General features: G+C 42.2%; 20 protein-coding genes and 1 pseudogene. 2 read left to right on the forward strand and 19 right to left on the reverse strand.

All coding sequences use genetic code 11. The features are described 5' to 3' along the window. Window positions 1-163 precede the first annotated feature (163 nt). Window positions 164-544, reverse strand: coding sequence for an adenosylmethionine decarboxylase (gene speD / locus ACYP5M_RS10055; protein WP_034311443.1), 381 nt, complete (start codon window positions 542-544; stop codon window positions 164-166). 566 nt (window positions 545-1,110) lie between these two features. Here speD and ACYP5M_RS10060 point away from each other — a divergent pair. Beyond that, window positions 1,111-1,323 (forward strand): annotated as a pseudogene (locus tag ACYP5M_RS10060) (IS5/IS1182 family transposase); the annotation flags it as partial. Between the two features lie 127 nt (window positions 1,324-1,450). On the opposite strand, the gene ACYP5M_RS10065 reads toward ACYP5M_RS10060, so the two are convergent. From ACYP5M_RS10065 to ACYP5M_RS10125, 13 genes are all read right to left on the reverse strand, one after another. Further along, window positions 1,451-2,488, reverse strand: a complete 1,038-nt coding sequence (locus tag ACYP5M_RS10065; protein ID WP_034309085.1) for a glyceraldehyde-3-phosphate dehydrogenase — start codon at window positions 2,486-2,488, stop codon at window positions 1,451-1,453. A 158-nt stretch (window positions 2,489-2,646) separates the two neighbouring features. Further along, window positions 2,647-3,246: a dephospho-CoA kinase gene (coaE, locus tag ACYP5M_RS10070; RefSeq protein WP_452444565.1), complete on the reverse strand. Its 600-nt coding sequence runs from the start codon at window positions 3,244-3,246 to the stop codon at window positions 2,647-2,649. 21 nt (window positions 3,247-3,267) lie between these two features. Beyond that, entirely contained in the window at window positions 3,268-3,900 is a 633-nt protein-coding gene (ytaF, locus tag ACYP5M_RS10075) for a sporulation membrane protein YtaF (RefSeq protein WP_034309090.1), read from the reverse strand. A gap of 79 nt (window positions 3,901-3,979) precedes the next feature. Further along, entirely contained in the window at window positions 3,980-4,810 is an 831-nt protein-coding gene (gene mutM, locus ACYP5M_RS10080; RefSeq protein ID WP_230176758.1) for a DNA-formamidopyrimidine glycosylase, read from the reverse strand. Between the two features lie 19 nt (window positions 4,811-4,829). Beyond that, window positions 4,830-7,454, reverse strand: coding sequence for a DNA polymerase I (polA, locus tag ACYP5M_RS10085; RefSeq protein WP_434167527.1), 2,625 nt, complete (start codon window positions 7,452-7,454; stop codon window positions 4,830-4,832). 127 nt (window positions 7,455-7,581) lie between these two features. Then, entirely contained in the window at window positions 7,582-8,514 is a 933-nt protein-coding gene (gene hflC / locus ACYP5M_RS10090; protein WP_459735001.1) for a protease modulator HflC, read from the reverse strand. Continuing rightward, the gene (hflK, locus tag ACYP5M_RS10095) at window positions 8,511-9,545 is read right to left on the reverse strand and encodes an FtsH protease activity modulator HflK (protein WP_230176855.1); all 1,035 of its coding nucleotides are present in this window, start codon (window positions 9,543-9,545) and stop codon (window positions 8,511-8,513) included. The genes hflC and hflK overlap by 4 nt, the downstream gene beginning before the upstream one ends. 447 nt (window positions 9,546-9,992) lie before the next feature. After that, the gene (gene pnpS / locus ACYP5M_RS10100) at window positions 9,993-11,771 is read right to left on the reverse strand and encodes a two-component system histidine kinase PnpS (RefSeq protein WP_230176755.1); all 1,779 of its coding nucleotides are present in this window, start codon (window positions 11,769-11,771) and stop codon (window positions 9,993-9,995) included. Continuing rightward, the gene (locus ACYP5M_RS10105; protein ID WP_101222903.1) at window positions 11,768-12,487 is read right to left on the reverse strand and encodes a response regulator transcription factor; all 720 of its coding nucleotides are present in this window, start codon (window positions 12,485-12,487) and stop codon (window positions 11,768-11,770) included. Before ACYP5M_RS10105 ends, pnpS begins: the two co-directional genes overlap by 4 nt. 242 nt (window positions 12,488-12,729) lie before the next feature. Then, window positions 12,730-13,665: a malate dehydrogenase gene (gene mdh, locus ACYP5M_RS10110; protein WP_101222904.1), complete on the reverse strand. Its 936-nt coding sequence runs from the start codon at window positions 13,663-13,665 to the stop codon at window positions 12,730-12,732. A 122-nt stretch (window positions 13,666-13,787) separates the two neighbouring features. Continuing rightward, on the reverse strand, window positions 13,788-15,104 hold the full coding sequence (gene icd / locus ACYP5M_RS10115) for an NADP-dependent isocitrate dehydrogenase (RefSeq protein WP_402940129.1): 1,317 nt from the start codon (window positions 15,102-15,104) through the stop codon (window positions 13,788-13,790). A 94-nt stretch (window positions 15,105-15,198) separates the two neighbouring features. Next, the gene (gene citZ / locus ACYP5M_RS10120) at window positions 15,199-16,314 is read right to left on the reverse strand and encodes a citrate synthase (protein WP_095390768.1); all 1,116 of its coding nucleotides are present in this window, start codon (window positions 16,312-16,314) and stop codon (window positions 15,199-15,201) included. Window positions 16,315-16,852: 538 nt separating this feature from the next. Next, window positions 16,853-17,314: a DUF441 domain-containing protein gene (locus ACYP5M_RS10125; RefSeq protein ID WP_101222907.1), complete on the reverse strand. Its 462-nt coding sequence runs from the start codon at window positions 17,312-17,314 to the stop codon at window positions 16,853-16,855. A gap of 192 nt (window positions 17,315-17,506) precedes the next feature. Here ACYP5M_RS10125 and ytvI point away from each other — a divergent pair, with 192 nt between their 5' ends. Beyond that, window positions 17,507-18,631: a sporulation integral membrane protein YtvI gene (gene ytvI, locus ACYP5M_RS10130; RefSeq protein WP_434167528.1), complete on the forward strand. Its 1,125-nt coding sequence runs from the start codon at window positions 17,507-17,509 to the stop codon at window positions 18,629-18,631. 87 nt (window positions 18,632-18,718) lie between these two features. Here ytvI and aceA read toward each other — a convergent pair whose 3' ends face one another. From aceA to pfkA, 5 genes are all read right to left on the reverse strand, one after another. Continuing rightward, complete coding sequence (aceA, locus tag ACYP5M_RS10135) at window positions 18,719-20,002, reverse strand: isocitrate lyase (protein ID WP_101222909.1); 1,284 nt, start codon at window positions 20,000-20,002, stop codon at window positions 18,719-18,721. A gap of 38 nt (window positions 20,003-20,040) precedes the next feature. Next, complete coding sequence (gene aceB / locus ACYP5M_RS10140) at window positions 20,041-21,633, reverse strand: malate synthase A (protein WP_459735002.1); 1,593 nt, start codon at window positions 21,631-21,633, stop codon at window positions 20,041-20,043. A 376-nt stretch (window positions 21,634-22,009) separates the two neighbouring features. Then, complete coding sequence (locus ACYP5M_RS10145; RefSeq protein ID WP_459735003.1) at window positions 22,010-22,402, reverse strand: FxsA family protein; 393 nt, start codon at window positions 22,400-22,402, stop codon at window positions 22,010-22,012. An 80-nt stretch (window positions 22,403-22,482) separates the two neighbouring features. Then, window positions 22,483-24,243, reverse strand: coding sequence for a pyruvate kinase (gene pyk / locus ACYP5M_RS10150; RefSeq protein WP_101222911.1), 1,761 nt, complete (start codon window positions 24,241-24,243; stop codon window positions 22,483-22,485). Window positions 24,244-24,363: 120 nt separating this feature from the next. Further along, window positions 24,364-25,323 carry a 6-phosphofructokinase gene (gene pfkA, locus ACYP5M_RS10155; RefSeq protein ID WP_101222912.1) on the reverse strand — a complete coding sequence of 320 codons (960 nt, stop codon included), beginning with the start codon at window positions 25,321-25,323 and terminating at the stop codon, window positions 24,364-24,366. Between the last annotated feature and the right edge of the window lie 89 nt (window positions 25,324-25,412).

Consider the following 25,412-nt stretch of genomic DNA (forward strand, 5'->3'; position numbering starts at 1 on the left):
AAGTGTAACTTCCGGCAGCAGGCACTTTTTGTTCTGCCGTTGAAGCACCGTTGTCAAAGTCTTTATGCTGCAAGGGCATCCTCCCCTATAAAGGGAAGCAGACTGCCGATTGATTGCATTAAAAAAGAGATGCACCCATGGCATCTCTGTGTATACGTGTTTTTTATAGGGCACTTATATTGGCTTTTTTCATTTGTACAGGACCTAATCCACGTGGTAATTCTATGTTTTCACGTGTTTGCGCATTCAAAGCTTCTGCAATATAATCTGCCGCAATATTCGGATCCAAGTTACCGCATGTATAGACATCAATGCTCGCATAGCCGTGTTCTGGAAAACTGTGAATCGTTAAGTGTGATTCAGAAATGATGACAACCCCGCTGACTCCTTGTGGAGCAAATTTGTGAAAGGCAACTTCTCGTACCTCTGCACCTGATTTCAAAGCAGCATCAACAAAAATCTTTTCAATTAAATCGATATTGTTCAGTTTTTCAAAGTCACAACCCCAAAGTTCAGAAATGACGTGTCTACCCATAGTTTCCATAGTGTAAGCTGTTTCCATATTAAGCTTCCCCCTTACCATGATTTAAAAATAAGTTCTGATAACTACCACGGGGGAAAGTTAGTCCAAAGAGGTCCTAACCCTTTAAGTAGCCATCATGCAAACCGCTATTGAAGAAGTTCACGATTCATAGTATATATGGTTTGAATTTTTTTTGCAACTCCAAATTGAATTTTTGGAAAGATAAACTTTATATGTAATGGGGATATAGCGAAGGTTCAAATGTGGAGCAAATTCCGTCTTCGGTTTATTCAGCGCCTTAAAGCAGCAAGGAATTAATTGATCACTGTATTAAAAATAGCCCCTAAAAAAATTTAGCAGGCTCTGACTGTAGACAAACTCAATAATTGAGTTTGTCTACAGTATATTAGGCCGTTGATTTCCACTCCTGGCACTCGCTTTCCGCGGGCGGTCCGGGAGCCTCCTCGGCGCCATAGCGCCTGTGGGGTCTCCCTTGGACGCACTTTCCCCGCAGGAGTCTCGTACCTTCCGTTCCAATCAACTTTGTTTTAACAGTAAGATAGAACTCTTTTACCTACAGTCTATTTAAGGAAGAAACCAAGGAGATTAAGGGCAGTTCAACTGATACTGAGAGTAGCTACTATTATGTGAATGATGAACGAACAAAATAAGTTTGCCTATTCGTTTCATACGGCATCATACGCAATGGATTTGTTTTAGGGACGATAGTAACACCCGGAAATACGCATGATAATCATATCTTAGAGCTTCTAGTTGAACTAGTGATGAGAAAGTTGGAAAACCAGGAGCAGATGCAAAAGAAAAGTATGGTATGCGTTAGGTCACCATTCTCTATAACTGCTTCAAATCCGATAAAAAATCAAAAATAGCCCGCTAAAAAATTTTAGCAGGCTCGGTTTTTTCATTTTATTTTACTGATAATTCGACTTCGGACATTTTTTTCAACTCGGAGCCAACCAATTTTACAAGGTCCACTACACGGTTGGAGTAACCCCACTCATTATCATACCAAGCAAGGACCTTCACTTTCCTGTCCCCGATCATCATCGTCGTCAATCCATCGATGATTGCAGAGTGTGGATTCGTTTTGAAATCACTGGAAACTAAAGGTTCCATCGTGAATTCCATGATTCCTTTGAGTTCATTTTCTGAAGCATCGATGAAGGCTTGGTTCACTTCTTCAATCGTTACGTCACGGTTTAAATCCACAACAAGATCGACTAAAGATACGTTTGGTGTCGGTACGCGTATCGCCATTCCATGAAGCTTGCCTTTTAATTGCGGCAACACTAGTGAGATGGCTTTTGCAGCTCCTGTAGTCGTAGGAATCATGCTTTCCGCAGCGGCACGGGCACGTCTCAAGTCTTTGTGCGGGTTATCGATATTATTTTGATCATTTGTATAAGAATGTATCGTTGTCATTAAACCGTTGTTTATGCCGAATTTTTCATCAAGCACTTTTGCAACAGGTCCAAGGCAGTTCGTTGTACAAGATGCATTGGATATGACGAAATGCTTGTCAATTTCCAGCACCTCCTGATTCACTCCCATTACAATGGTAACGTCTTCATTTTTACCCGGCGCTGATAATATAACTCTTTTTGCCCCTGCGTCTAAATGAAGAGCCGCTTTAGAACGATCATTGAATTTGCCAGTGGCTTCAATTACAATATCTATGTTCATCTCTTTCCAAGGCAATAGCTTTGGATCGCGGTTATTTATTAGTTTTACTCGGCGGCCATTCACTACTAGTGAATCATCTTCAGCTATAATGATACCGTCGAATTTACCATGTATCGTATCATATTTTAGTAAGTGTGCTAAAGTTTCAGCTGGATAGCTTGCATTTATGGCAACAATGTCCAAACTCTCATCTAATATGGCTTTTCGGAAAACCATTCTTCCAATTCTCCCAAATCCGTTAATCGCTATTCTTGAATTCATTGTTCGGACCCTCCAGAAATATTAGTGTTATACTTATTACCCTTCACATGTAATTAGTATAACATAATTCAGAGGAATTGTGCTAATAAAAATGCGGATTGTTCTTATTTTTTCAACATAAAAAGAAGAAACCGGGCGGTTTCTTCTTTTTATCATGATTATATGACATACCATTCGCTTAGTATGGCCTTCACTTGCCGCTTCGTTTCATTAATGTCACCATTATTATCGATGACGGCATCCGCTAAAGCCTTTTTATCGGCCAAGGGCATTTGCGAATTGATCCTGGCAAGTGCCTCCGTCTCCGAAAGACCATTCCTGTTCATTAATCGCTGCAATTGAACTTGCTCATCCACATAAATCAAAAGCGTCTTATCCACCATGAATGTCAGCTTGCTTTCGAATAGGAGCGGAATATCCATGAACACCGTTTCTTCTCCTGATGATAGTGCCGCTTCCGTTTTCACCCGCATCCAATTCCTGACGGCAGGATGCACGATGCCATTCAATAGCAATCTCTTTTCTTGATCATTAAATATGATCGACCCAAGCTTTACGCGATCTATATTCCCATCCGTCAATAAGATATCTTCTCCAAATGCCTTCACAACTTGGTGATAGGCTTCTTCACCTGGCTCAACGACAGCACGGGAAGCCAGATCTGCATCGACAATCGTGAATCCGAGTTCCTGTAAATAGAGGCTGACCGTGCTTTTCCCACTGGCAATGCCTCCGGTGATTCCGATGATTTGTCCCATAAGCTCCCCCTTTTAACCTTATCATAACTTGAATAAACCGATGATAATCAATAGTACACCTGGAAGAAAGGTCAAATGCTGGACAACTTTATTATTTGAAAGCAATTTTCCGCTTTGAATTCCGCTCCAAATGAAAATCGAACTCATAACAGCGATGCACCCTGCGAGGATGATCGGTGAAATCCCGATCATAGCCGCTCCAACTCCAGCCCCGAACGCATCCAGCGAAAGTGCAAACCCGAGAACAAGCGCTTCAACACCTGTAATCGTACCTGATTTATCAAAATCGGCATTCAATGGTTTTTGTAAAATATTAATGACTACCCCAAGTGATTTAATTTCAAAATTAAAAATGATCTTTTCATGATATCTATCATCTTTCAAATCTTTTTCAGGCTTAAAATACTGGTATACCATCCAGGCACCAAGAAAAATGAGGATGATGCCACCCGTTTTTTCAGCCGCCCCGATAGATATGAGCTGACTGATGAATTGTCCGATGACCATCGCTATACCTAAACTCAATGCAGAGCAAAATGAGATGACCGCTATTGACCTTAAGGGGATTTTCATCTTCCGCATACCGAATGTCAAACCTACGCCAAATCCGTCAATACTAACTGCAAAAGCAAGAAAAATAATTTGTAGCCACATCGGAATATTACTCCTTCCCTACTCGTTGCTACCCTAGTATATGGAAGGAGCCCATCCGATGTGTTTGAAAAAACATTACCTATTTAAGCGGCTGGCATAACGGGCAAATATGTGTACCGCGTCCTGCAACAACCAGTTTCTCAAGGGGCGTGCCGCATGTTTTGCAGTTCTCGCCCTTTCGTCCATAAACATTCAATTCCAACTGAAACATGCCGATTTGCCCTTGGGAATTAATGTATGAACGAATCGTACTTCCGCCTTTTTCCACAGCTTCCCCTAAAGTCGCAATGATTTCTCCATGCAACGTCTTGATTTCCTGCAATGAAAGTGAAGAAGCGATTCTCTCTGGATGAATACGGGAGCGGAATAACGACTCATCCACATATATATTCCCAATCCCGACGACAACCGTTTGATCAAGGAGAACGGGCTTGATTTTTCTGTTGGTTCTTGCCAGCTTCCTACTTAGCCCCTCGACAGTAAAATCTTCAGACAAAGGTTCCGGCCCTAAATGCAAAAGGGGAAGCCGATCCAGTTCTTCCCCTTTGGCAAATAGATGCATCGTTCCGAATTTCCGGACATCCCTGTACCGAAGTTCACTGCCATCAGTGAATGTGAAGATCACATGGGTATGCTTATCATACGGCTCTTCTTTTGGATGCACGCCGTATTTCCCTTCCATTCTTAAATGCGAAACCATCGAATAATCATCCAAGGTGAAAATGAGGAACTTGCCCCGACGGCCTATTCCCCTTATCGTCTGTCCCCTTAAAGCATCTTGAAACTGTTCGACAGGTTCAGGCGCTTTAATGATCTTTGGCCAAAAGACGGACACTTCCTTGATCTCTTTTCCGAGTACGAGCTGCTCTAACGTTCTTCTGACTGTTTCCACTTCTGGAAGTTCTGGCATTGCAATCACCTATCTTTTATTATTTGGCATCAAACCATGTTGGCCCGAAAGCATAGTCCACTTTAAGGGGCACGTTCAATTCAATGGCACTTTCCATTTCCTCCGGAACGATCACTTTAAGGATTTCCAGTTCCTCAGGAGGGGTTTCAAAAATCAATTCATCATGCACCTGAAGAAGCATTCTCGTTTTAAGCCCTTCACTTTTCAGGCGCTTATTCATGTTTATCATGGCAAGCTTGATGATATCCGCGGCGCTGCCCTGAATCGGCGTGTTCATTGCTGTCCGTTCGGCAAAGCTCCTTATGTTGAAATTCCTGCTTGTTATCTCAGGTATATAGCGCCTTCTTTGCATCAGAGTCGTGCTATATCCTTTTTGACGGGCCTCATGTATGCTTTCTTCCATATATTCCTGAACACCAGGAAAGCTTCTTAAATACTTCTCGATGAACTCTCCAGCTTCTTTTCTTGTGATGCCAAGACTTTGCGATAGCCCGTAATCACTTATACCATAAACGATTCCGAAGTTGACCGCTTTGGCATGGCGCCTCATGTTCGAAGTGACTTCCTCTGCCGATACATGGAACACATCCATGGCTGTCTTTGTATGGATGTCCATCCCGGCCTGGAATGCTTCCACCAATCCGCTGTCATTGGCGATATGCGCCAGAACGCGCAATTCGATCTGGGAGTAGTCGGCAGCAAAAATGATCCAATCCTTTTCGGAAGGAATGAAGGCCTGCCTGATTTTCCTTCCTTCTTCCAGTCTGATCGGGATATTCTGAAGATTGGGATCTGTTGAGCTTAACCGGCCGGTCTGGGTCAATGCTTGGTTAAACCGGGTGTGCACCTTGTCCGTTTTGCCATTGACCACCTTAAGCAACCCCTCAATATAAGTGGATTGCAACTTACCAAGCTGGCGATACAATAGTATCTCCTTAACGATATCATGCTTGCTCTCCAGTTTTTCCAGCACATCGGCTGACGTCGAATAACCTGTTTTGGTTTTCTTCATGACAGGAAGCTCCAACTTTTCAAACAGGATGGCCCCAAGCTGTTTAGGTGAATTGATATTGAACGCCTCACCAGCCAAATCAAAAATTCGTGCCTCGATGTTTCTTAAGCGAATGGCTAATTCCTGTCCCATGTTTTTCAGTCGGTCTATATCCACCTTGATTCCCTGCCATTCCATATTGGCCAGGATTATCGATAGTGGCAGCTCCAGTTCCGTAAATAGGTGAAATTGCTCGAACTCTTGCAGTTTATCGATCATCGGTTCTTTCAGGGACGAAATCGCCTTCGCTTTTCTGGCGATATGCTCCCTCAATTCCGCTTCCTCAGGTATTTTGCGTTTTGCACCTTTTCCATAAAAAACATCATCCGTTTCAAGGCGGATAGCACCTTGAGTTTTCGTGATTTCAGCCACTTCGTCCACTGACTCTGCCGGATCCAGGATATAGGATGCCAAAAACACATCAAAATCGATGCCTTTTATTTCGACTCCTCGATGGCGAAGTGCCACAACCGTACGCTTCGCATCGAAAACCGTTTTCTTTTTTGTTTCATCCTCTGCCCAGGATTTAAAGGTCCCGGAATTCAGGGCATCATCTCCATGGAAGTAAAAATGACCTTGTTCATTACTGATGGCGATCCCTATTATATCGGCACGATGATAATTATCTTCTAAAATTTCAACATACAAAGCACTTTCATCGGCAAACATTCCTTCTGTCATTTCAGCCGAGTGAACCTCAATCTTCTCCTGTTCAAGCGGCGCACTTTCCGTTACATCCAATTTATCGAGCAAAGTCGAAAAGCCAAGCTCTTTATAGAATGAGATGACTCGATCCTGATCCATGCCAGTATACTCAGTCTCGTTTACGGAAACTTCAAGCGGCGCTTCCCTCGTTATTGTAGCCAACTCTTTGCTTAATAGGGCCAAGTCTTTATGTTCTTCTATTTTCTCTTTCAATTTCTGTCCGCTTACCTCATCAATCGACTGCAAAAGGTTTTCAACTGTTTCAAATTGATGCAATAATTTAAGGGCAGTCTTTTCACCAACTCCCGGAATACCGGGAATATTGTCAGAGGCATCTCCCATCAGCCCTTTTAAATCAATGATTTGCAAAGGGGAAAGACCGTATTTTTCATGTATATGCTTTGGAGTGTATTCCTCAATTTCAGTAATCCCCTTTTTCGTGATGGAAACCGTCGTACTAGGGGAGGATAATTGCGTTAAATCCTTATCACCGGAAATGACCTTCACTTCAAAACCATCTTTTTCCGCTTGCAAAGAAAGCGTACCGATAATATCATCGGCTTCGTAGTTCTCCAATTCATACCTTTTTATTTGAAAACAATCAAGCAGCTCGCGAATGAACGGGAATTGCTCCGATAATTCTGGCGGCGTTTTTTGGCGCCCTCCCTTATATTCTTTAAATGATGCATGTCTGAATGTCGTTTTACCCGCATCGAATGCCACAAGTATGTGCGTTGGCTTTTCTTCTTCAAGAATGCGGTTGAGCATCATGGTGAATCCGTACACGGAATTGGTATGGACCCCCTTATCATTATTCAAGAGCGGAAGCGCAAAAAATGCACGGTATGCTATGCTGTTTCCATCTATTAGTACTAGCTTTTTATCCAAATCCGTCTTCCTCCAGTCATACAGGTTTATGTAGTTATAGCTTCTATATAAAAACGCAAAAAGCCGTTCATTTTCCTTCTCTATTCTACCATGAGTAGAAGCGGAAAGAAAAATGACGGCATCAAGGTTATTTAGTATTTCCCATTAACAAGCTGGCATATGGGGAATCCGAAGGAAGAACGATTACAGTTTGATCTCCGATCGTTTTTTTGTAGGATTCTAGAGTCCGGTATAGTTTATAGAATTCGGGATCTTTGGAAAACGACTTATTATAGATTTTCGCTGCTTCCCCTTCTCCTTCAGCCCTGATCACTTCTGCATCAGCCTCTGCAGTAGAGAGCAATTCTTTCACTTTCCTATCAGTATCCGCAATGATCCGGTTTTTCTTCGCATCACCTTTGGAAAGGTATTCTTGCGCTTTCGATTCCCGCTCTGAAATCATCCTCTTGAAGACAGACGCTTCGTTTTCGGCGGGCAGGTCAGTCCGCTTTATCCGGACATCCGTCAAGCTTATGCCATAACTGTCCTTTTGCAGCAGATCGTTGACTTTTTCGGTTATGCGGTCGTTTAAACTTCCCCTGGATGACTTCTCATCATTGATGATCTCATCATAATTCAGCTGGCCCAGCTCCGAACGAACTGCCGAATAGATGAACTCTTCCATTTTCGTTTCAGCATTCTCAAGTGTCCTTGCATTTGTAATCAATTTCTTCGGATCTTCTATTCTCCAAACGGCATAGTTGTCAATCAGCATCCGCTTTTTATCTTTCGTATTGATTTCCGCTTCTGAAACATCAGAACTCATCTGATACTTCGGCAATGTCACGACACTCTGAATGAATGGCACCTTCGCTTTCAATCCCGGGGTCTTATCGATCCTTACCACCTCACCGAATTGGCGGACGACTTTATATTCTCCCTCTTTGACGATATATACATTGGTGAAGATGATTAGCAGCAGCGCGATGATAATAATCAGGAAAATGCCGAATCTCACATAGCCCCTCCAATGAAAATTACTTTTTTTGAGTTCAGAGAAATCTACTATTTTTCCGCTCATTGTTTAGCGCCCCCTTCCCCTGTCGCTTTTTCTTCCGATCCATTCCCTTTTTTCGTTTCTTCTTCAGGTATAGCGGCTTCATCAGGGGCAGGAGTTTTTTTCGTTTCCTCCTTTTCAAGCGAGCGAAGCGGCAAGTACTTCATTGTGTTTCCATCATCATTCATAATATAAATCTCTGCATTCGGCAATACTTCCTCAAGGGTCTCAATAATAAGGCGGTCCTTCGTAATCCCCTTATTGCCCTTATACTCACTGAGTAATTTTTCAAAGACCGCTACATCCCCGCGGGCAGCTTCCGTACGGGCAGCTTTATCCCCATTAGCCTGAGAAATGAGGGCATCTTTTTCCCCTTCCGCTTCATTCATACGCTTATTTTCATATTTATCCGCTTCGTTGATTTTCGTATTCGCCGTTTCCCGGGCATCCGTTACATTGGTAAATGCTTTCCGCACTTCTTCATTCGGTAACTCCACGTCCTGGAGTTTAACCGCAGATATGGAAATCCCGACATCATATTTCTCCATTAGCTGTGACAATAAATCGCGTACATCCGCTTCGATTTGCGCTTTTCCAGATGTAAGGGCATCATCGATTTTCGTGCTGCCGATAATGCTCCGTAATGCAGCTGAAGTCGTATCATATAAAATTTTTTCCGGGTCATCTGCATTGTATAGATATTTTGGAGGGTCGGTGATTTTCCACTGAACCACTAGGTCGGCAAGGACAATATTTTCATCACCCGTAATCATTTTGGTTTCACTCGGGTAATTCGTCACCTCTCCATCCTCTTCTTTATATCCAAATTTAAGACTGAATGTTTCTTTAGATAATTTCTCGACCGATTGAATGGGCCAAGGCAGTTTAAAGTGAAGTCCTGGTTCCGTTATCGTCTCCTCCACTTTACCAAACGTCATTATGACAGCTTGATCGGATTCATCAACCGTGTACCAGGTCGATATCGCAACTACACCTAAAATTAAAATAAGAAAGACAAGACCTGTGATCGTATATATCCTTTTTAAGCTAACGATATGTATCACCCCTTCTTTGCAGTTATATCTTATTTACGCAAGAAAGGGCCTAAAGTTTCATGAAAATCAAATATTTTCCTAGAAAAATAGGAAAGAGGAATGGTTCCCGGGGAATATAGCCAAAATTAAAAGACAGAGACTATGTCTCTGTCTAAAGTTTTTAAGGGTTTTGTACAATTGGAACGTTGGGCACTCGCTTTCCCGCGGCCGGTCCGCCCTTTGCGCTTAAGGGGACTCCTTGGACGGGCTATTCCTACAGGAGTTTCGCTCACCTGTTCCGATTATCTTTGCTTTAAAATTTAGATTGAACTTATACAAAAAAATCAAACAGAGACTATGTCTCTGTCAATGTTTAACTCCTTGGATGAGGGGTTGTACAACCATTGTACCCCTTCATTATGAAGTCCGTTTTAAGGAATTGTAAAGGACTTGTAAATAAGAAACCCGCTACATTTTCCCTTTTAAGCTTTTATTTAAAGTGACTGTAAAAGTCGTCCCTGTTCCAGGTATGCTTTCGACGTTGATTTTACCTTTATGGACTTCAATTATATGCTTGACGATTGCCAGTCCAATGCCCGTTCCTCCAGAATCGCGGCTCCTCGCCTTATCAATTCGGTAAAATCGTTCAAAGATCCTTGGCAGTTCTTTTTCTTCGATGCCGATCCCGCTGTCTTGAACTGCAATATCGACCGTCTGTTCATTTTCAATGATATCAACGCTGACCCTGCCGCCATTTGGTGTATAGGTCAATGCGTTCGTAATCAAATTGATGAAAACCTGTTTGATCCTGTCAGATTCCCCTTCAATGAATACTGGTTCCGGTGATGTTTTAATTTCCAGGGATACTTCTTTTTCCTTCAGCTTGCCTATAAGCATCTCTTGTATTTCGCCAAGCACTTTGGTAATATCCACGACCCCTGCGTTTAAAACGAATTCCTGTTGCTCCATTTTGGATAAATTCAGAAGCTCCTGAATGAGTTCTTGCAGCCGGTCACTTTCTTTCAGGATAATCGATAAAAAGTGCTTTAGGGTCTTTTCGTCTTTTAGTGCGCCATCTAACAATGTTTCAGAAAAACCTTTAATGGATGTGATCGGAGTCCTCAATTCATGGGACACATTAGCGACGAAATCCTTTCGCATCTGCTCGAGCCTTTTCAATTCGGTGATATCATGAAAAATGAGGAGGATCCCCTTCCATTCATCATGATTCCCGATAATGGGAGCCCCGTAAATCTCAAAATGCTTACGTTCTATGGCAAGCGGTATCTTCACCTGTCGTTTTATCGTTTTTTCCGTTCGAAAGATCTCTTCGATGATGGCTATCACTTCCTGATCTTTAATGACCGAATAATATTCCTGAAACAAAAACGTAGCGGCGTTCACATGGAAGCTTTTCTTGAATTCCCGGTTGATTAAGGTCGTATACCCTTTACTGTCTATCAGCAAGACTCCACTACCGATATTTTCAACAAGCGCTTCCAAACGATCCTGATTCATTTCCCTCGCTACCTCTGTTTCCTGAAGGTTCCTCGCCAATATGTTCAAGGAAGTTGTCAGCATTCCCGTTTCATCGGAATGCCGCCCGAATGTCCGGGTTCCGTAATTCCCTTTTGCCAATTCAATGGCTGCCATCGTCGCCTCTTCGATCGGACGGGTATAATATGAAGTGATTTTGCTCGCAAGCATGAGAATGATGATCAAGGCAACCCCTAAACAAATGATCAATATTTGCCACATTTGTTTATTCACTTGATGGATGGCCTCTATTTCATTGCTATGGACGACAAAGCCTTCAATTTCGCCGTCCTTTTCAACCGTCTTCCAATAATAATGGAGGTCCGATTCCCCTTCGACCACTTCATACCCTTCCCCATGCTTAAGCCCTTTTTCCAATGTTATTTTGCGAAGGACATTAGCGTGGCTTTTAAGTATTTCATTGGATGATGTGGAATCGTATAATATTTCCCCACTCTTGGAGAGAATGGTTAAATTCGAATCTAAAAGGGGTGTCAATTTTGCCGTCTTCCCTTTTTCCAAAAAGGACTCGATTCCGCCATGCTCCTGAATATATGTAGAAATGAAAAATGTTTCGTTCTGTATACGCTCATTGAACGTTTTAATATAATAACTTTTGAACAAGTGTCCTAATAAAAAGCCCACGGCCATCAGGACGACCATCACCAATGTGATGAGGGTATATAAGAGCTTTTTACGATAGGTCGTCATTCTTTTTTAGGCTCCTCAAGCTTATACCCCAAGCCCCTTATCGTTTTAATATAGAGAGGTTTTTTTGTATCTTTCTCTATTTTTTCACGAAGATGGCTGATATGGACATCGACGATCCGTGAGTCTCCCGCGAAATCATAATTCCATACCGCACTGAGCAGTTGATCCCTGGTCAGTACTCTTCCTTTATTCTTCGCCAAGTATAAAAGTAATTCAAATTCCTTTGGAGTCAATTCTAATTGCTGTTCATCAAAGAATGCTTCGTACCGTTCCGGGAACACTTTCAATTCCCCTAATTTCAAGAGACCATCTTCCTGATCCTGACTTGACTCACTTCCGTTCGATTGCAACTGGGATCTTCTTAAAATGGCTTTAATCCGGGCCACTACCTCCCTGGGACTAAATGGCTTGGTCAAGTAATCATCCGCACCTAGTTCCAGTCCCAGCACCTTGTCAAATTCATCGTCCTTAGCTGTCAGCATCAAGATCGGTATATTGATTTTTTGCTGGCGAAGCTGCTTACATACTTCAAGCCCGTCCATTTTAGGCAGCATCAAATCCAATACCACTAAATCGGGGCGTATATCCACGGCAGCCTCCAGCCCTTGTTCTCCATCCAAAGCTGTGATAACCGTATAGCCTGATTGTTCTAAATTGTACTGAAGTAAGGTAACTATTGATTGCTCATCATCCACTACGAGAATTTTCTTTGACATTAGATCCTCCTGAATTATGTATTACCCAAAAGACCAATTCCTTGGTCTACTCATCCAATTCCATTATAAAGAATATTATATGAAAATTACACATAAAAAAAACTGAAATAAAGTTATTCCTATCTTCAGCAGGGAGATTATAAGTTACAGAATTCTTTTGAAGCGGATTAAAAAACTGCCCGGAGTCGGAAAAGGCCTTGGCCTGTTATTCCAATATCCGGGCAGTCTATAGATAATCTCTCTTATTGAAGGACTTGCATAACAGCTTTAACTGATTCGACTGATTTCGAAAGTGCAGCCTTTTCATCTTCAGTCAAATCAAGTTCGATGATTTGTTCAATACCGTTTGCACCAAGTACAGTCGGCACTCCTAGGTAAATACCTTCAAAGCCGTATTCACCTTCAAGATAAGCGATGGATGGAAGAACGCGACGTTGGTCTTTAAGTATTGCTTCAGCCATTTCCACAAGAGATGCAGCTGGTGCATAATATGCGCTTCCGTTTCCAAGAAGGTTTACGATTTCTCCGCCGCCAGTGCGGGTACGAGCTACTATTGCTTCTAAACGATCTTGAGGGATCAATGTTTCCAAAGGAATTCCGCCTGCATAAGAGTAACGCACTAGAGGTACCATATCGTCTCCGTGTCCGCCAAGTACGAAACCAGTTACATCTTTAACGGATAAGTTTAATTCTTGAGCTACGAAAGTGCGGAAACGAGCTGTATCAAGTACACCTGATTGACCGATAACGCGTTCTTTAGGGAAACCAGATTCTTTGTATACAGTGTAAGTCATTGCATCTACAGGGTTAGTCAAAACGATGATTGTTGTATTAGGGGAATATTTAACTACTTCTTTTGTTACTGATTTCATGACCTTTTGGTTAGTTTGAACTAAGTCGTCACGGCTCATGCCGGGCTTACGGGCAATTCCGGCTGTGATGATCACTACGTCGGAATCAGCAGTTTCTGCATAGTCGGATGTACCGGTGATATTAGCATCGAAACCTAGAACAGGTCCTGCTTCCGCCATATCAAGGGCTTTACCTTTTGTAGGGTTTTCAGCTTGCGGAATATCAACCAAAACGATATCACCAAGTTCTTTTTGAGCTGCCAGGAATGCTGCTGTAGCGCCAGTGAATCCGGCACCTACCACTGTGATTTTTTTACGTTTAGACATGTTATTTCCTCCTTAAAATATATAAATACTTTTGGAATACTTTTAACATTCTCTTGAAAATATATATAAGCCTCCTGGAAAAGCAGCCCGTTCAGGCACTTTTCCAGAAAGCATACAATGAATTATTTAAGGTTTTTAATAAGCTCGTCTGCGAACTCAGAACATTTAACTTCTGTTGCACCTTCCATTAGGCGGGCAAAGTCGTATGTAACAACTTTAGAAGCGATTGTTTGTTCCACTGATTTCGTGATGCTGTTTGCAGCTTCGTTCCAGCCAAGGTGCTCAAGTAAAAGAACGCCTGAAAGAAGAACTGAAGATGGGTTAACTTTATCAAGACCAGCATATTTAGGAGCCGTTCCGTGAGTTGCTTCGAAGATGGCATGTCCAGTTTCGTAGTTGATGTTTGCTCCTGGAGCGATACCGATTCCGCCAACTTGTGCAGCTAATGCATCAGAAATGTAATCTCCGTTCAAGTTCATTGTTGCAACAACATCAAACTCTTTAGGACGAGTCAGGATTTGTTGTAAGAAGATATCAGCAATGGAATCCTTAACGATGATTTTGCCTTCAGCTTCAGCAGCGGATTGTGCTTTGTTAGCAGCTTCAGTGCCTTCAGCATCTTTAATTTTGTCATATTGGTTCCATGTGAACACTTTATCGGCGAATTCTTGTTCTGCAACTTCATAACCCCAAGTTTTGAATGCACCTTCCGTGAATTTCATGATGTTACCTTTATGAACAAGCGTTAATGACTTACGGCCTTCTTTGATCGCATAGTTAAGTGCAGAGCGAACAAGACGTTTTGTTCCTTCTTCGGAAATCGGTTTGATTCCGATACCTGAAGTTTCAGGGAAACGGATGTTTGTAACACCGAATTCATTTTGCAGGAAATCGATCAATTTCTTAGCTTCGTCAGAACCTTTTGCATATTCGATACCAGCATAGATGTCTTCAGTGTTTTCACGGAAGATGACCATGTCAGTGTCTTCTGGACGTTTAACTGGTGAAGGTACACCTTCAAAGTAACGTACTGGACGAAGACATACGAATAAATCCAAAACTTGACGCAAAGCAACGTTCAATGAACGGATACCGCCGCCGATTGGAGTTGTAAGAGGTCCTTTAATAGCAATTAGATATTCGTTAATGACATCAAGAGTTTCTTGTGGAAGCCATTCGCCCGTTTGGTCAAATGCTTTTTGTCCAGCTAAAACTTCTTTCCATTCGATTTTCTTTTCGCCATTGTAAGCTTTTTCAACTGCTGCGTCTAAAACGCGGGATGCTGCAGCCCAGATGTCAGGACCGATTCCGTCTCCCTCAATATAAGGAACGATTGGATTGTTTGGTACGTTAAGAGCACCGTTAGTAACTGTGATTTTTTGGCTTTGTGTCATGTCTCTTACCTCCGATTCAAATTCAAAGGTTAGATGGCCTGCCATTAAATAAGGCAGAACCACTAACCTTTTTTACTCACATCTATTAATTTACTACAAATTCGATGAAATAAAAAATGATTTTTCGAAAAAATTTAAATTAGCGGTTTTCAATCGGTACGTATTTTTGCATACCTGGTCCAACATACTCTGCACGCGGACGGATAAGGCGGTTGTTTGAATATTGCTCAAGGATATGAGCGATCCAGCCTGAAGCACGGCTTACAGCAAAGATTGGTGTAAATAGGTCATGCTCGATACCTAAACTATGGTATACAGAAGCAGAATAGAAATCCACGTTCGGCGGAAGGTTCTTTTGACCGGTTACGATTTCATGAATTTTGATGGACATATCATAATATTGCGGTTGTCCAGTAAGTTCAGTCAGTTTTTGTGACATTTCTTTAAGGTGTTTAGCACGAGGATCACCTTTACGGTATACACGGTGGCCAAAGCCCATGATTTTTTCTTTATTGGCTAATTTTTCGTTGATATATGGCTCAACGTTATCAACTGAACCAATTTCTGTAAGCATTTTCATGACTTGTTCGTTAGCTCCGCCGTGAAGAGGGCCTTTTAAAGCGCCGATCGCAGCAGTTACACCAGAATAGATATCAGCTAATGTAGCCACACAAACGCGTGCAGTGAATGTAGAAGCGTTTAATTCATGGTCAGCATGAAGAACCAATGCTTTGTTGAATGCTTCTTCTTCGATTGCCGTTGGTTCGTTACCGCTTAACATATATAAGAAGTTAGCAGCAAAGCTTAAATCTGTACGTGGAGCAACAGCTTCTTTCCCTTGACGGACGCGAGCGAAAGTTGTTACCAATGTAGGGATTTTTGCTTGGATGCGGATTGCTTTACGATAGTTAGCGTCTTCACTCATTACATCTGCTTCTTCATCATAAAGACCAAGTAGAGATACTGCAGTGCGAAGAGCTCCCATTGGATGTACTTTATCAATTGGGTATGTTTTGAAGTGATTAACCACTTCAGCTGGAATTTCAGCATTTTCAGCAAGTTGTTTAGTTAATTCTTCTAGTTGGCTTTTGTTCGGAAGAGCTCCGTGCCATAAAAGATAGATTACTTCCTCGAATGTTGCGTTTGAAGCTAAATCATCGATGTCATATCCTACATACGTTAATGTGTCATCGATAATGGAGCTTACTGATGAAGTTGTTGCTACCACACCTTCAAGACCTTTTGTTGCTGTCATACTAAATCTCTCCTTTTCCTAGATATTCCCCTATGCCCTTGCTATTAGCGTATAAATGTAGCGCTTCCAAGAAATTAGCTTTTGTAAACAACCATCTATTTTTTAGCAGAAGACATACACCTTGTATTGGAAGCGTTCACAGAATATGACCCCAACAATATAAAATGTACGATAATCTTTAATACGAAATTCTAAAAATAATGCTTGTAGCTATTCCTAGTGAGCGCTTGCTCAATAACTACATCTTTTTTTTAAGATTCCTCAAAAATATCAATGATATTCCGAATCCCAATTTTAATAAATCAGAGCAGTTACATGATTATTATAAACAATAAACACTTTTTTGGGAATGAAAAGCACTTAAAATGTGAAAAAATTATTATTTTATTAGAAAAATTAGCTACATATTCTCTTGCTTATTTTAATGCGATTCAATACGGTTTTTTGAAAATTTGCCCCAAGGCAGAATAAATGAAACATTAAATAGAAAATTTATATTCCCGGGACTGACGGACTTTTCTGCCATTAGCCATTCGCTTCATTTAAAGAAATTGAATATCTGCATGCATAAATAAGCAATTCCCGCCCCGATTAACGGACCGACAGCCACACCTTTGAATAATGCGACCGCAAGAATCGTCCCAAAAACAAGAGCCGTGGTAATGTGCGGATCATGTGATAGGAGCGTAATCCCATTTTTTGCTATGAGCGCAACGGCTATTCCAGATGCAAGCGCAATCCAGGCATAAGGAGATTTTATCGCGTCTCCTAGTTCCTTGAAACCTATCGCCCCGTTTGCTATTGGTATCAGTACGGAAATCGTAATGATCGTAACGCCCAGGTTGATTCCTTTCGCTTCCAGGTATGGAAACACTTTGGCATCAAGGCCAATCAGTTTCATGATTAAAAGAAAACCCGCAGCCATGATCAGTGAAGTATTTTTCCCAAACCAACCTATTGCAGCAAGCAGAATTAAAAATACGACAGGACCGTTGATCATTATCCCTTCACCTTCTTCCTTTCTTTTTTGTTATTTTAACATAACAAACTCCCTTGTTTCCTAGGAGAAAAATGATTTATGGAACGATGTATCGGCGAAAAAAGTTAAGCCGAAAGATGAAAGAATCTTTCCTTTCTTTTCCATCATCGTTACAATTATAATACAAACTTTATGATTGAAGGAGGATATGACTTGAATCCGGTATATATGTATCGTTTCATTCGCTCTTTACTGGTCGTTGGAGGGGTAATTTTAGGCGGGATTGCCGTGTTTTATTTATCTAAATATACATATCCATTCATCATTGCCATGATAATCGCTTTCTTGATGAATCCCCTGGTCACTTTTTTCGAAAGGAAAGGGAGGCTGCCCCGAGGATTGGCTGTATTCGTTTCCCTGTTACTCATTTTCCTTTTATTTGCAGGTCTTATCACTTTACTGGTTGCCGAGATCATTTCAGGAACCAATTACCTTGCCGGAGTCATCCCGAAACACATTGAAACCATAGTGGATTATATAGAAACATACATAGCGTCCACCATCATCCCTTTATATAATCAAATAGCTGCCATGTTCAATAATTTGGATATCGAACAGCAAGACACCGTCCTCAAGAACATCCAAAATATCGGTGAGTCCATCACTACCGGAGTAAGCGGCTTCATTCAAGCTTTCTTGAAGAACATCCCCACAATCATCGGATGGTTTCCAACTACAGCAACGGCACTCCTTTTTACCCTGCTGGGCACTTTCTTCATCAGTAAAGATTGGGATACCTTTAGCCGAATGACCGGAAAAGTGTTGCCTGATAAGATTTTTGCAGGTGCAAAGCGTTTATTCAAGGATTTAAAAAGGGCTTTGTTCGGGTTTATCCGGGCACAATTCACTCTTGTTTCATTGACGACTGTCACGATTTTAATCGGATTTCTCATTTTAGGGGTGAATTATTCAATTACCATTGCCTTGATATGCGGGCTGGTCGATATCATCCCCTATTTAGGGACAGGTACGATTTTCATTCCATGGATCATCTTTGAATTCATCGCCGGTAATACAAGTCTCGCAATCGGTTTGTCCGTCCTTTACATAATCGTCGTTGTCCAACGTCAGCTAATAGAACCAAAAGTACTTTCTTCCAGTATTGGTTTGGATCCGCTTGCCACTCTCATCGCCTTGTTCATAGGCTTCAAATTGATCGGTTTCCTAGGTTTGATTGCAGGACCTGTAGTGCTTGTCATATTCAATACACTTCAGCGTGCAAATGTCTTCAAGGCCATATGGACTTTCATCATCGGGGATACAAAGAAAACAACTTAAGTTGATCAAGAATATCCTTAGCATTCACCGATTTCCATTTAAAAATCCGCCTCGGGTACAAGGCGGATCTTTGGTTTTAAGCTAAAATTATTTTGACGTCTCGAATTGTTCTGTTTCAGTGGAACCTGCAAGTGCTGTTGTGGATGATGTTCCTCCAGAAACGACTTGTGCCACTTCATCAAAGTAACCAGTTCCCACTTCACGCTGATGACGTGTTGCTGTATAGCCGTCTGGCTCACTAGCGAACTCCGCTTGTTGAAGTTCTGAGTATGCAGCCATGCCGCGGTCTTTATAACCAAGAGCAAGATTGAACATGCTATGGTTCAATGAATGGAAGCCTGCAAGTGTAACGAATTGGAATTTGTAACCCAATTTACCCAATTCCACTTGATAATTGGCAATCTCTTCATCACTTAATTTCGCTTTCCAGTTAAATGATGGTGAACAATTGTAAGCAAGCAGTTTGCCCGGGAATTCTGCATGGATCGCTTCGGCAAAGCGGCGAGCATCCGCTAGATTAGGTTCAGAAGTCTCACACCAGATAAGGTCGGCATATGGAGCATAAGCAAGACCTCTTGCAATTGCTTGGTCAAGACCTGCGTTCGTGCGGTAGAATCCTTCCGGAGTCCTTTCACCCGTGATGAATGGTGCATCGACCGGATCAATATCATCAGTGATCAAATCTGCAGCATCAGCATCCGTACGGGCAATCAAGATAGTCGGTGTACCCATTACATCGGCTGCCAATCGGGCGGAAACTAAATTGCGTACTGCCGTTTGGGTTGGAAGAAGGACTTTACCGCCTAGGTGACCACATTTTTTCTCGGAAGAAAGCTGGTCTTCAAAGTGAACGCCTGCCGCTCCAGCTTCGATCATGCCTTTCATTAATTCGAAGACGTTAAGGGAACCGCCAAAGCCTGCTTCAGCATCTGCCACGATTGGTGCGAACCAATCGATATCATCTTTTCCTTCAGCAAAGCTGATTTGGTCTGCACGCTGAAGTGTCTGATTAATGCGTTTAACCACTTGCGGTACGGAGTTGGCTGGATATAAACTTTGATCAGGGTACATTTGCCCTGCAATGTTAGCATCTGCCGCCACTTGCCAGCCGCTTAAGTAGATTGCTTTTAAACCAGCTTTCACCTGCTGCATGGCTTGGTTACCAGTCAATGCTCCTAATGCATTGATGAAATCCTCTGTATTTAATAGATTCCACAGTTTTTCAGAACCACGGCGTGCCAATGTTTGTTCAATATCGATGGAACCCCTTAGTTTAATAACTTCTTCTGCCGTATAAGGGCGCTTGATTCCAGTCCACCGTGAGTCATTTTCCCAGCTTTGTTGTAATTTTTGCGCTCTCTCATTCATCATCATTATTTCCTCCTAATTTATATTATACTTTTTGAATATTAAGATAATTTTTCATATGCCGCGTTGGTTAAGAAATCTGCAAAGTCATCCGCTTCAATCAATTGTTCAAATAGTTTAGTAGACTCTTCAAACTTTCCTGATATGAAAGTTTCTTCCCCTACTTCCGATTTAATGACCGCCAATTCTTCTTCTTTGATTTGATGGAATAATTCCTCGGTTATTTTCCTGCCATCTTCGAGAATGCCTTTTGGATGACGGATCCATTGCCAGACTTGAGCCCTTGAAATTTCAGCGGTTGCAGCATCCTCCATTAAGTTATTGATGGGTGCCGCACCTCTGCCGCTTAGCCAAGAGGCGATATATTGGATGCCTACGTTAATATTCGTCCTTAATCCTGCCTCTGTAATCGTTCCTTCCGGTACGGCAAGCAGCTCTTGAGCTGTTACATGGACATCTTCCCGTTTCCGGAAAATTTGATTCGGTTTTGGGACGAGCAGGTCAAAAACCTCTTTTGCCGTGCTTACCATACCTGGGTGGGCAACCCATGTTCCATCATGACCGTCTCTTGCTTCGCGTTCTTTATCTGCCCTTACTTTCGCAAAAGCCTCATCGTTCTTAACCGGATCATTTTTAACAGGAATTTGCGCGGCCATCCCGCCAATTGCAGGAGCATTACGAGTGTGACATGTTTTGATTGCCAGTAAGGAATACGCCCTCATATTCGGGACGGTCATCGTGACCTGCTGCCTGTCTGGGAAGATAACATCATCCGAGTGACGGAATTTTTTCAGGAAACTAAAGATATAGTCCCAGCGGCCACAGTTCAGGCCTGCCGAATGTTCTTTCAGCTCGTACAGAATTTCGTCCATTTCGAATGCAGCAAGAATCGTTTCTATCAAGACCGTTGCCTTGATTGTTCCTTGCGGAATTCTCAAATCGTTCTGTGCATATACGAATATTTCATTCCATAATCTTGCTTCGAGATGGCTTTCCAATTTTGGTAAGTAAAAGTATGGACCGCTGTGTTTTTCAATCAATGCTTTTGCATTGTGGTAAAAGTACAGTCCAAAGTCAAAAATGCTGGCTGATATAGGCTGTCCATCCAAAAGGACATGTTTTTCCTCTAAATGCCAGCCGCGCGGCCTTACTTTTAAGACAGCTGTTCTTTCATTTAATTCATACACTTTGCCATTTGGATTTTTAAATGAGATGGTTCCTCGGATTGCATCGCGCAGATTCAATTGACCATCAATGCAATTCTCCCAAGTGGGTGAATTGGCATCTTCAAAGTCCGCCATGAATACATTGGCACCTGAGTTCATGGCATTAATGATCATTTTACGATCGACAGGTCCAGTGATTTCAACCCTGCGGTCCTGCAAATCATTCGGGAGGGCCGCAATTGTCCAATCACTTTCACGAATATGCTTCGTTTCTTCAAGGAAATCAGGAAGCTTGCCTTGATTCAGTTCTTCCTGAACGCTTTTCCGCCGTTCCAGAAGTTCTGCCCTTCTTCCAGTGAAATGCCGTTCAATTCTTCCAATGAATTGAAGAGCATCCGTTGTAAGTATTTGTTCATATCCTGGCTTAATGCTGCCTGTAATTTGTAAGCCTTTTGCTTCCGTAATCATGTTGCCTCTCCACATCCTTTCCAACTCTTCTATGTTATAATACAGTTGTTTTATTTCCTGTTTGTATTATATAACACGTTGTATAATTTTGTCACCAGTTTTTTCTAAAAAATCTAAAAAAAGATTTTTTAGCATGGAAAAGCCTGTTTTACCAATGTTTCCAAGGAGTTAATAATTTTTAAATCCTGTTATTATACACATTTCATTCTCATGGAAATCATCATTTTATGGTGAAACAGAGAAAATCCATTTACATTGAAACTCCCATTTTAATGAAAGCAAAAAAGCACCCTATAAAAAACTTGGATGCTTTTGTTTACCTTTTTTCCAGACCAAAAAGGCTGCCTAAAAGCTTGAGCCTTTAGACAGCCTTATATTATTTATGCCGAATGATGGTAACTTTCCCTTTATTCATTCTGTTCATGATAAATCGGATAACAATCGGTTTGAGGAGATTCCGGGTTGGCGGAAACACAAGGATCAATCCCATCATATCCGAGATGAGCCCAGGGGACAGCAACAGTGCAGCTCCGATAAAGATACAGATTCCATCAATGATTTCATTTCCAGGCATCATTCCGTAACGAATCTGTTCCTGTGCCTTTTTCCATGTTTCCATCCCTTGCCGTTTAGCCAAATAGGCTCCGATCAAGCCTGTGGCTACAATCAGGAACAGCGTTGGCCAAAAACCAATCAGATTGCCTGACAGCAAAAGGACAATAATTTCAACGACCGGCATCGCAATGATAAACATTAAAAAATATTTCATCTACATTCCTCCTGCACAGCCCATTTCTGGTGCGGTACATCCATCTTACCTCATTGGCACGGAATCAGCCAAAATTTCGTTTACAGTACGTTGGCATGTCCATCATAAATGACTCCGCGACCTGCATCGACTGTTATTCTTTGACCATCCTTGAAAACCTTGGTCGCGTCCTCCGCCCCAACGATGACCGGTATGCCCAATGTGACTCCTACAACAGCTGCATGGCTTGTCAAACCGCCTTCTTCCGTAATCAATGCCGCACACTTTTCAATCGCCGGCATCATTTCGCGGTCCGAACCGATCGTAACCAATACAGAGCCTTCCGTCACTTTTTCCAAAGCTTCCTTGGCATTCTTAGCGATAACCACTTCACCTTTAGCTGATTTCCTGCCGATTCCTTGAGCCTTCAAAAGAACCTCTCCTAACACATGGATTTTCATCAAGTTAGTCGTACCTGTTTCACCTACAGGCACACCGGCTGTAATGACGACTAAATCCCCATGGGAAACTAAGCCAGAATGCAAACTTTCATCTATTGCGGTTTGAAGCATTTCATCGGTAGTCGTTGCTTTTGGACCAATCTGCGGATAGACTCCCCAAACCAATGCAAGCCCTCTTGTAACATGATCATTGGATGTAACCGCAATGATCGGTGCTTTAGGGCGGTATTTGGAAATCATCCTTGCCGTATGGCCGCTTTCCGTAGGGGTGATGATTGCCCCTGCATTAAGATTAAGCGCTGTATGGGCAACGGATTGGCCAATAGCATCAGTGACATTATGACGGTTCACTTTGCTTCTGACTGATAATATATCCCGATAATCAAGGGCAGTTTCAGCACGTGAAGCAATGTTATGCATCGTTTGCACCGCTTCGACAGGATAGGTTCCAGCAGCTGTTTCGCCAGAAAGCATGATTGCATCCGTTCCATCAAATATGGCATTGGCCACGTCACTTGCTTCTGCACGGGTCGGCCTTGGGTTACGCTGCATCGAATCGAGCATTTGTGTAGCCGTTATGACTGGTTTCCCAGCATTATTACATTTTTTGATCATTTGTTTTTGGACTAATGGCACTTCTTCTGCAGGAATTTCCACTCCCAAGTCTCCACGTGCTACCATCAAGCCATCTGAAACTTCCAAAATTTCATCAAGACGGTCTACGCCCTCTTGATTTTCGATTTTTGGGATGATTTGAATATGTTCCGCTCCATTTTGCTGTAATAATTCACTAACTTCAAGCACGTCGGAAGCTCTGCGTACAAATGAGGCAGCAATGAAGTCGATACCCTGTTCGATTCCAAAAAGGATATCCTGTTCATCTTTCTCCGTTATGCCAGGCAGGTTTACCGAAACCCCAGGAACATTCACGCCTTTTTTGTTCTTAAGTGTACCGCTATTCAAGATCTTCGTATGGATTTCTTTTCTTACCTGATCTATCTTCAACACTTCAAGCCCGATCAATCCATCATCCAAAAGGATTTTAGATCCTGGGTGGACATCATGCAGAAGCCCTTCATAGGTAATGGAGAATTTTTCAGGTGTTCCAAGGACTTCATTCATGGAAATAATGACTTCATTGCCGGCTACAAGCTCTATAGAATCATTTTCCATATTATTTGTTCGTATTTCAGGTCCTTTTGTATCCAACAGGATGGCAACCTGTTTACCCGCTTTTTCGCTAGCTTCCCTTATATTGCGAATTCTAGCGGCATGTTCTTCATGATTTCCATGAGAAAAGTTAAGACGTGCCACATTCATCCCTGCTTCTATTAATTGAACCAGCTTTTCTATACTTTCACTCGCGGGTCCAATCGTACAAACAATCTTGGTTTTACGCATGTGTCATCCTCCTTTAAGGAAAACTCGCCGCCTGTCCACCTTTTGAAGACAGGGGCGCAGTGTTTTATGTCCTCTATTTAAATACCCAATTCTTTAAAAAGCAATTCCTATCAATAATGATTAAATCGATAGCTCTGCAGATAAATCATACATCTTCTTGTCAATTGTATGCGGTTTAGCAAGGGCTTCGATGATATCATAATCAACAAGTTGATTTTGTTCTATCCCTACAGCCCTGCCTCCTTTTCCTTCAAGGAGCAATTCAACCGCTTTTGCTCCAAGGCGGCTTGCCAATACCCGGTCATTAGCCGAAGGAGATCCCCCGCGCTGAACATGGCCCAGGACAGTTACACGGGTTTCAATTCCTGCTTTCGCCTCAATACTCCTGGAGATATCAACGGCACTTCCAACACCTTCTGCTACTATGATGATACTGTGCTTTTTCCCTCGGTCATGTCCGCGGTTCAGTTTTCCAATCAAATCATCTATTTCATATTCATATTCAGGACAAAGAATCGTTTCAGCTCCGCCAGCCAATCCAGCCCAAAGCGCAATATCGCCGGCATCTCTTCCCATCACTTCAACTACATAAGTTCTTTCATGAGAAGTAGCCGTATCCCGAATTTTATCGATAGCATCGATGACTGTATTCAGGGCCGTATCGAAACCAATCGTAAAGTCCGTACCCGGTATGTCATTATCAATTGTTCCAGGAACTCCGATACAAGGAAAGCCCCTTTCCGTTAAAGCTTTCGCTCCGCGGTAAGAACCATCGCCACCAATTATGACAATGCCCTCGATACCAAGTTTATTCAATTGTTCAATCGCTTTCAGCTGGCCTTCCTCTGTCTTAAATTCCGGACAGCGAGCCGTATGTAACATCGTGCCGCCTCGATGGATGATATCCCCGACCGACCCAAGTTCTAGCTTCTTTATATTTCCATTTATTAGACCCTGATAACCATGATAAATCCCGAAGACCTCAATTTCATGAAAAATTGCTTTCCGGACAACTGCTCGGACTGCCGCATTCATTCCTGGAGAATCTCCTCCACTTGTCAATACACCTATTCTTTTCATAAATGTCACCTCTCTACAGCACTAATCAATTTCAAGCTCCATTATATCATTGTACCCTTTTTCATGCCTCAATAAGCAGTACTTGTTTC

The sequence above is a fragment of the Peribacillus sp. N1 genome, from assembly GCF_054600815.1.

What these genes read in the sequence shown, in the direction of transcription:
- speD (WP_034311443.1), bottom strand. Translation starts at nt 544, where the DNA reads ATGGAAACTATGGGTAGACACGTCATTTCTGAACTTTGGGGTTGTGAC.
- citZ (WP_095390768.1), bottom strand. Translation starts at nt 16,314, where the DNA reads ATGACAGCAACAAAAGGTCTTGAAGGTGTGGTAGCAACAACTTCATCA.
- icd (WP_402940129.1), bottom strand. Translation starts at nt 15,104, where the DNA reads ATGGCAGGCCATCTAACCTTTGAATTTGAATCGGAGGTAAGAGACATG.
- coaE (WP_452444565.1), bottom strand. Translation starts at nt 3,246, where the DNA reads ATGGGACAAATCATCGGAATCACCGGAGGCATTGCCAGTGGGAAAAGC.
- pnpS (WP_230176755.1), bottom strand. Translation starts at nt 11,771, where the DNA reads ATGACGACCTATCGTAAAAAGCTCTTATATACCCTCATCACATTGGTG.
- pyk (WP_101222911.1), bottom strand. Translation starts at nt 24,243, where the DNA reads ATGCGTAAAACCAAGATTGTTTGTACGATTGGACCCGCGAGTGAAAGT.
- hflC (WP_459735001.1), bottom strand. Translation starts at nt 8,514, where the DNA reads ATGAGCGGAAAAATAGTAGATTTCTCTGAACTCAAAAAAAGTAATTTT.
- pfkA (WP_101222912.1), bottom strand. Translation starts at nt 25,323, where the DNA reads ATGAAAAGAATAGGTGTATTGACAAGTGGAGGAGATTCTCCAGGAATG.
- mutM (WP_230176758.1), bottom strand. Translation starts at nt 4,810, where the DNA reads ATGCCAGAACTTCCAGAAGTGGAAACAGTCAGAAGAACGTTAGAGCAG.
- ACYP5M_RS10105 (WP_101222903.1), bottom strand. Translation starts at nt 12,487, where the DNA reads ATGTCAAAGAAAATTCTCGTAGTGGATGATGAGCAATCAATAGTTACC.
- ytaF (WP_034309090.1), bottom strand. Translation starts at nt 3,900, where the DNA reads ATGTGGCTACAAATTATTTTTCTTGCTTTTGCAGTTAGTATTGACGGA.
- ACYP5M_RS10125 (WP_101222907.1), bottom strand. Translation starts at nt 17,314, where the DNA reads ATGATCAACGGTCCTGTCGTATTTTTAATTCTGCTTGCTGCAATAGGT.
- aceA (WP_101222909.1), bottom strand. Translation starts at nt 20,002, where the DNA reads ATGATGAATGAGAGAGCGCAAAAATTACAACAAAGCTGGGAAAATGAC.
- ACYP5M_RS10065 (WP_034309085.1), bottom strand. Translation starts at nt 2,488, where the DNA reads ATGAATTCAAGAATAGCGATTAACGGATTTGGGAGAATTGGAAGAATG.
- aceB (WP_459735002.1), bottom strand. Translation starts at nt 21,633, where the DNA reads ATGATTACGGAAGCAAAAGGCTTACAAATTACAGGCAGCATTAAGCCA.
- ACYP5M_RS10145 (WP_459735003.1), bottom strand. Translation starts at nt 22,402, where the DNA reads ATGAAATATTTTTTAATGTTTATCATTGCGATGCCGGTCGTTGAAATT.
- mdh (WP_101222904.1), bottom strand. Translation starts at nt 13,665, where the DNA reads ATGTCTAAACGTAAAAAAATCACAGTGGTAGGTGCCGGATTCACTGGC.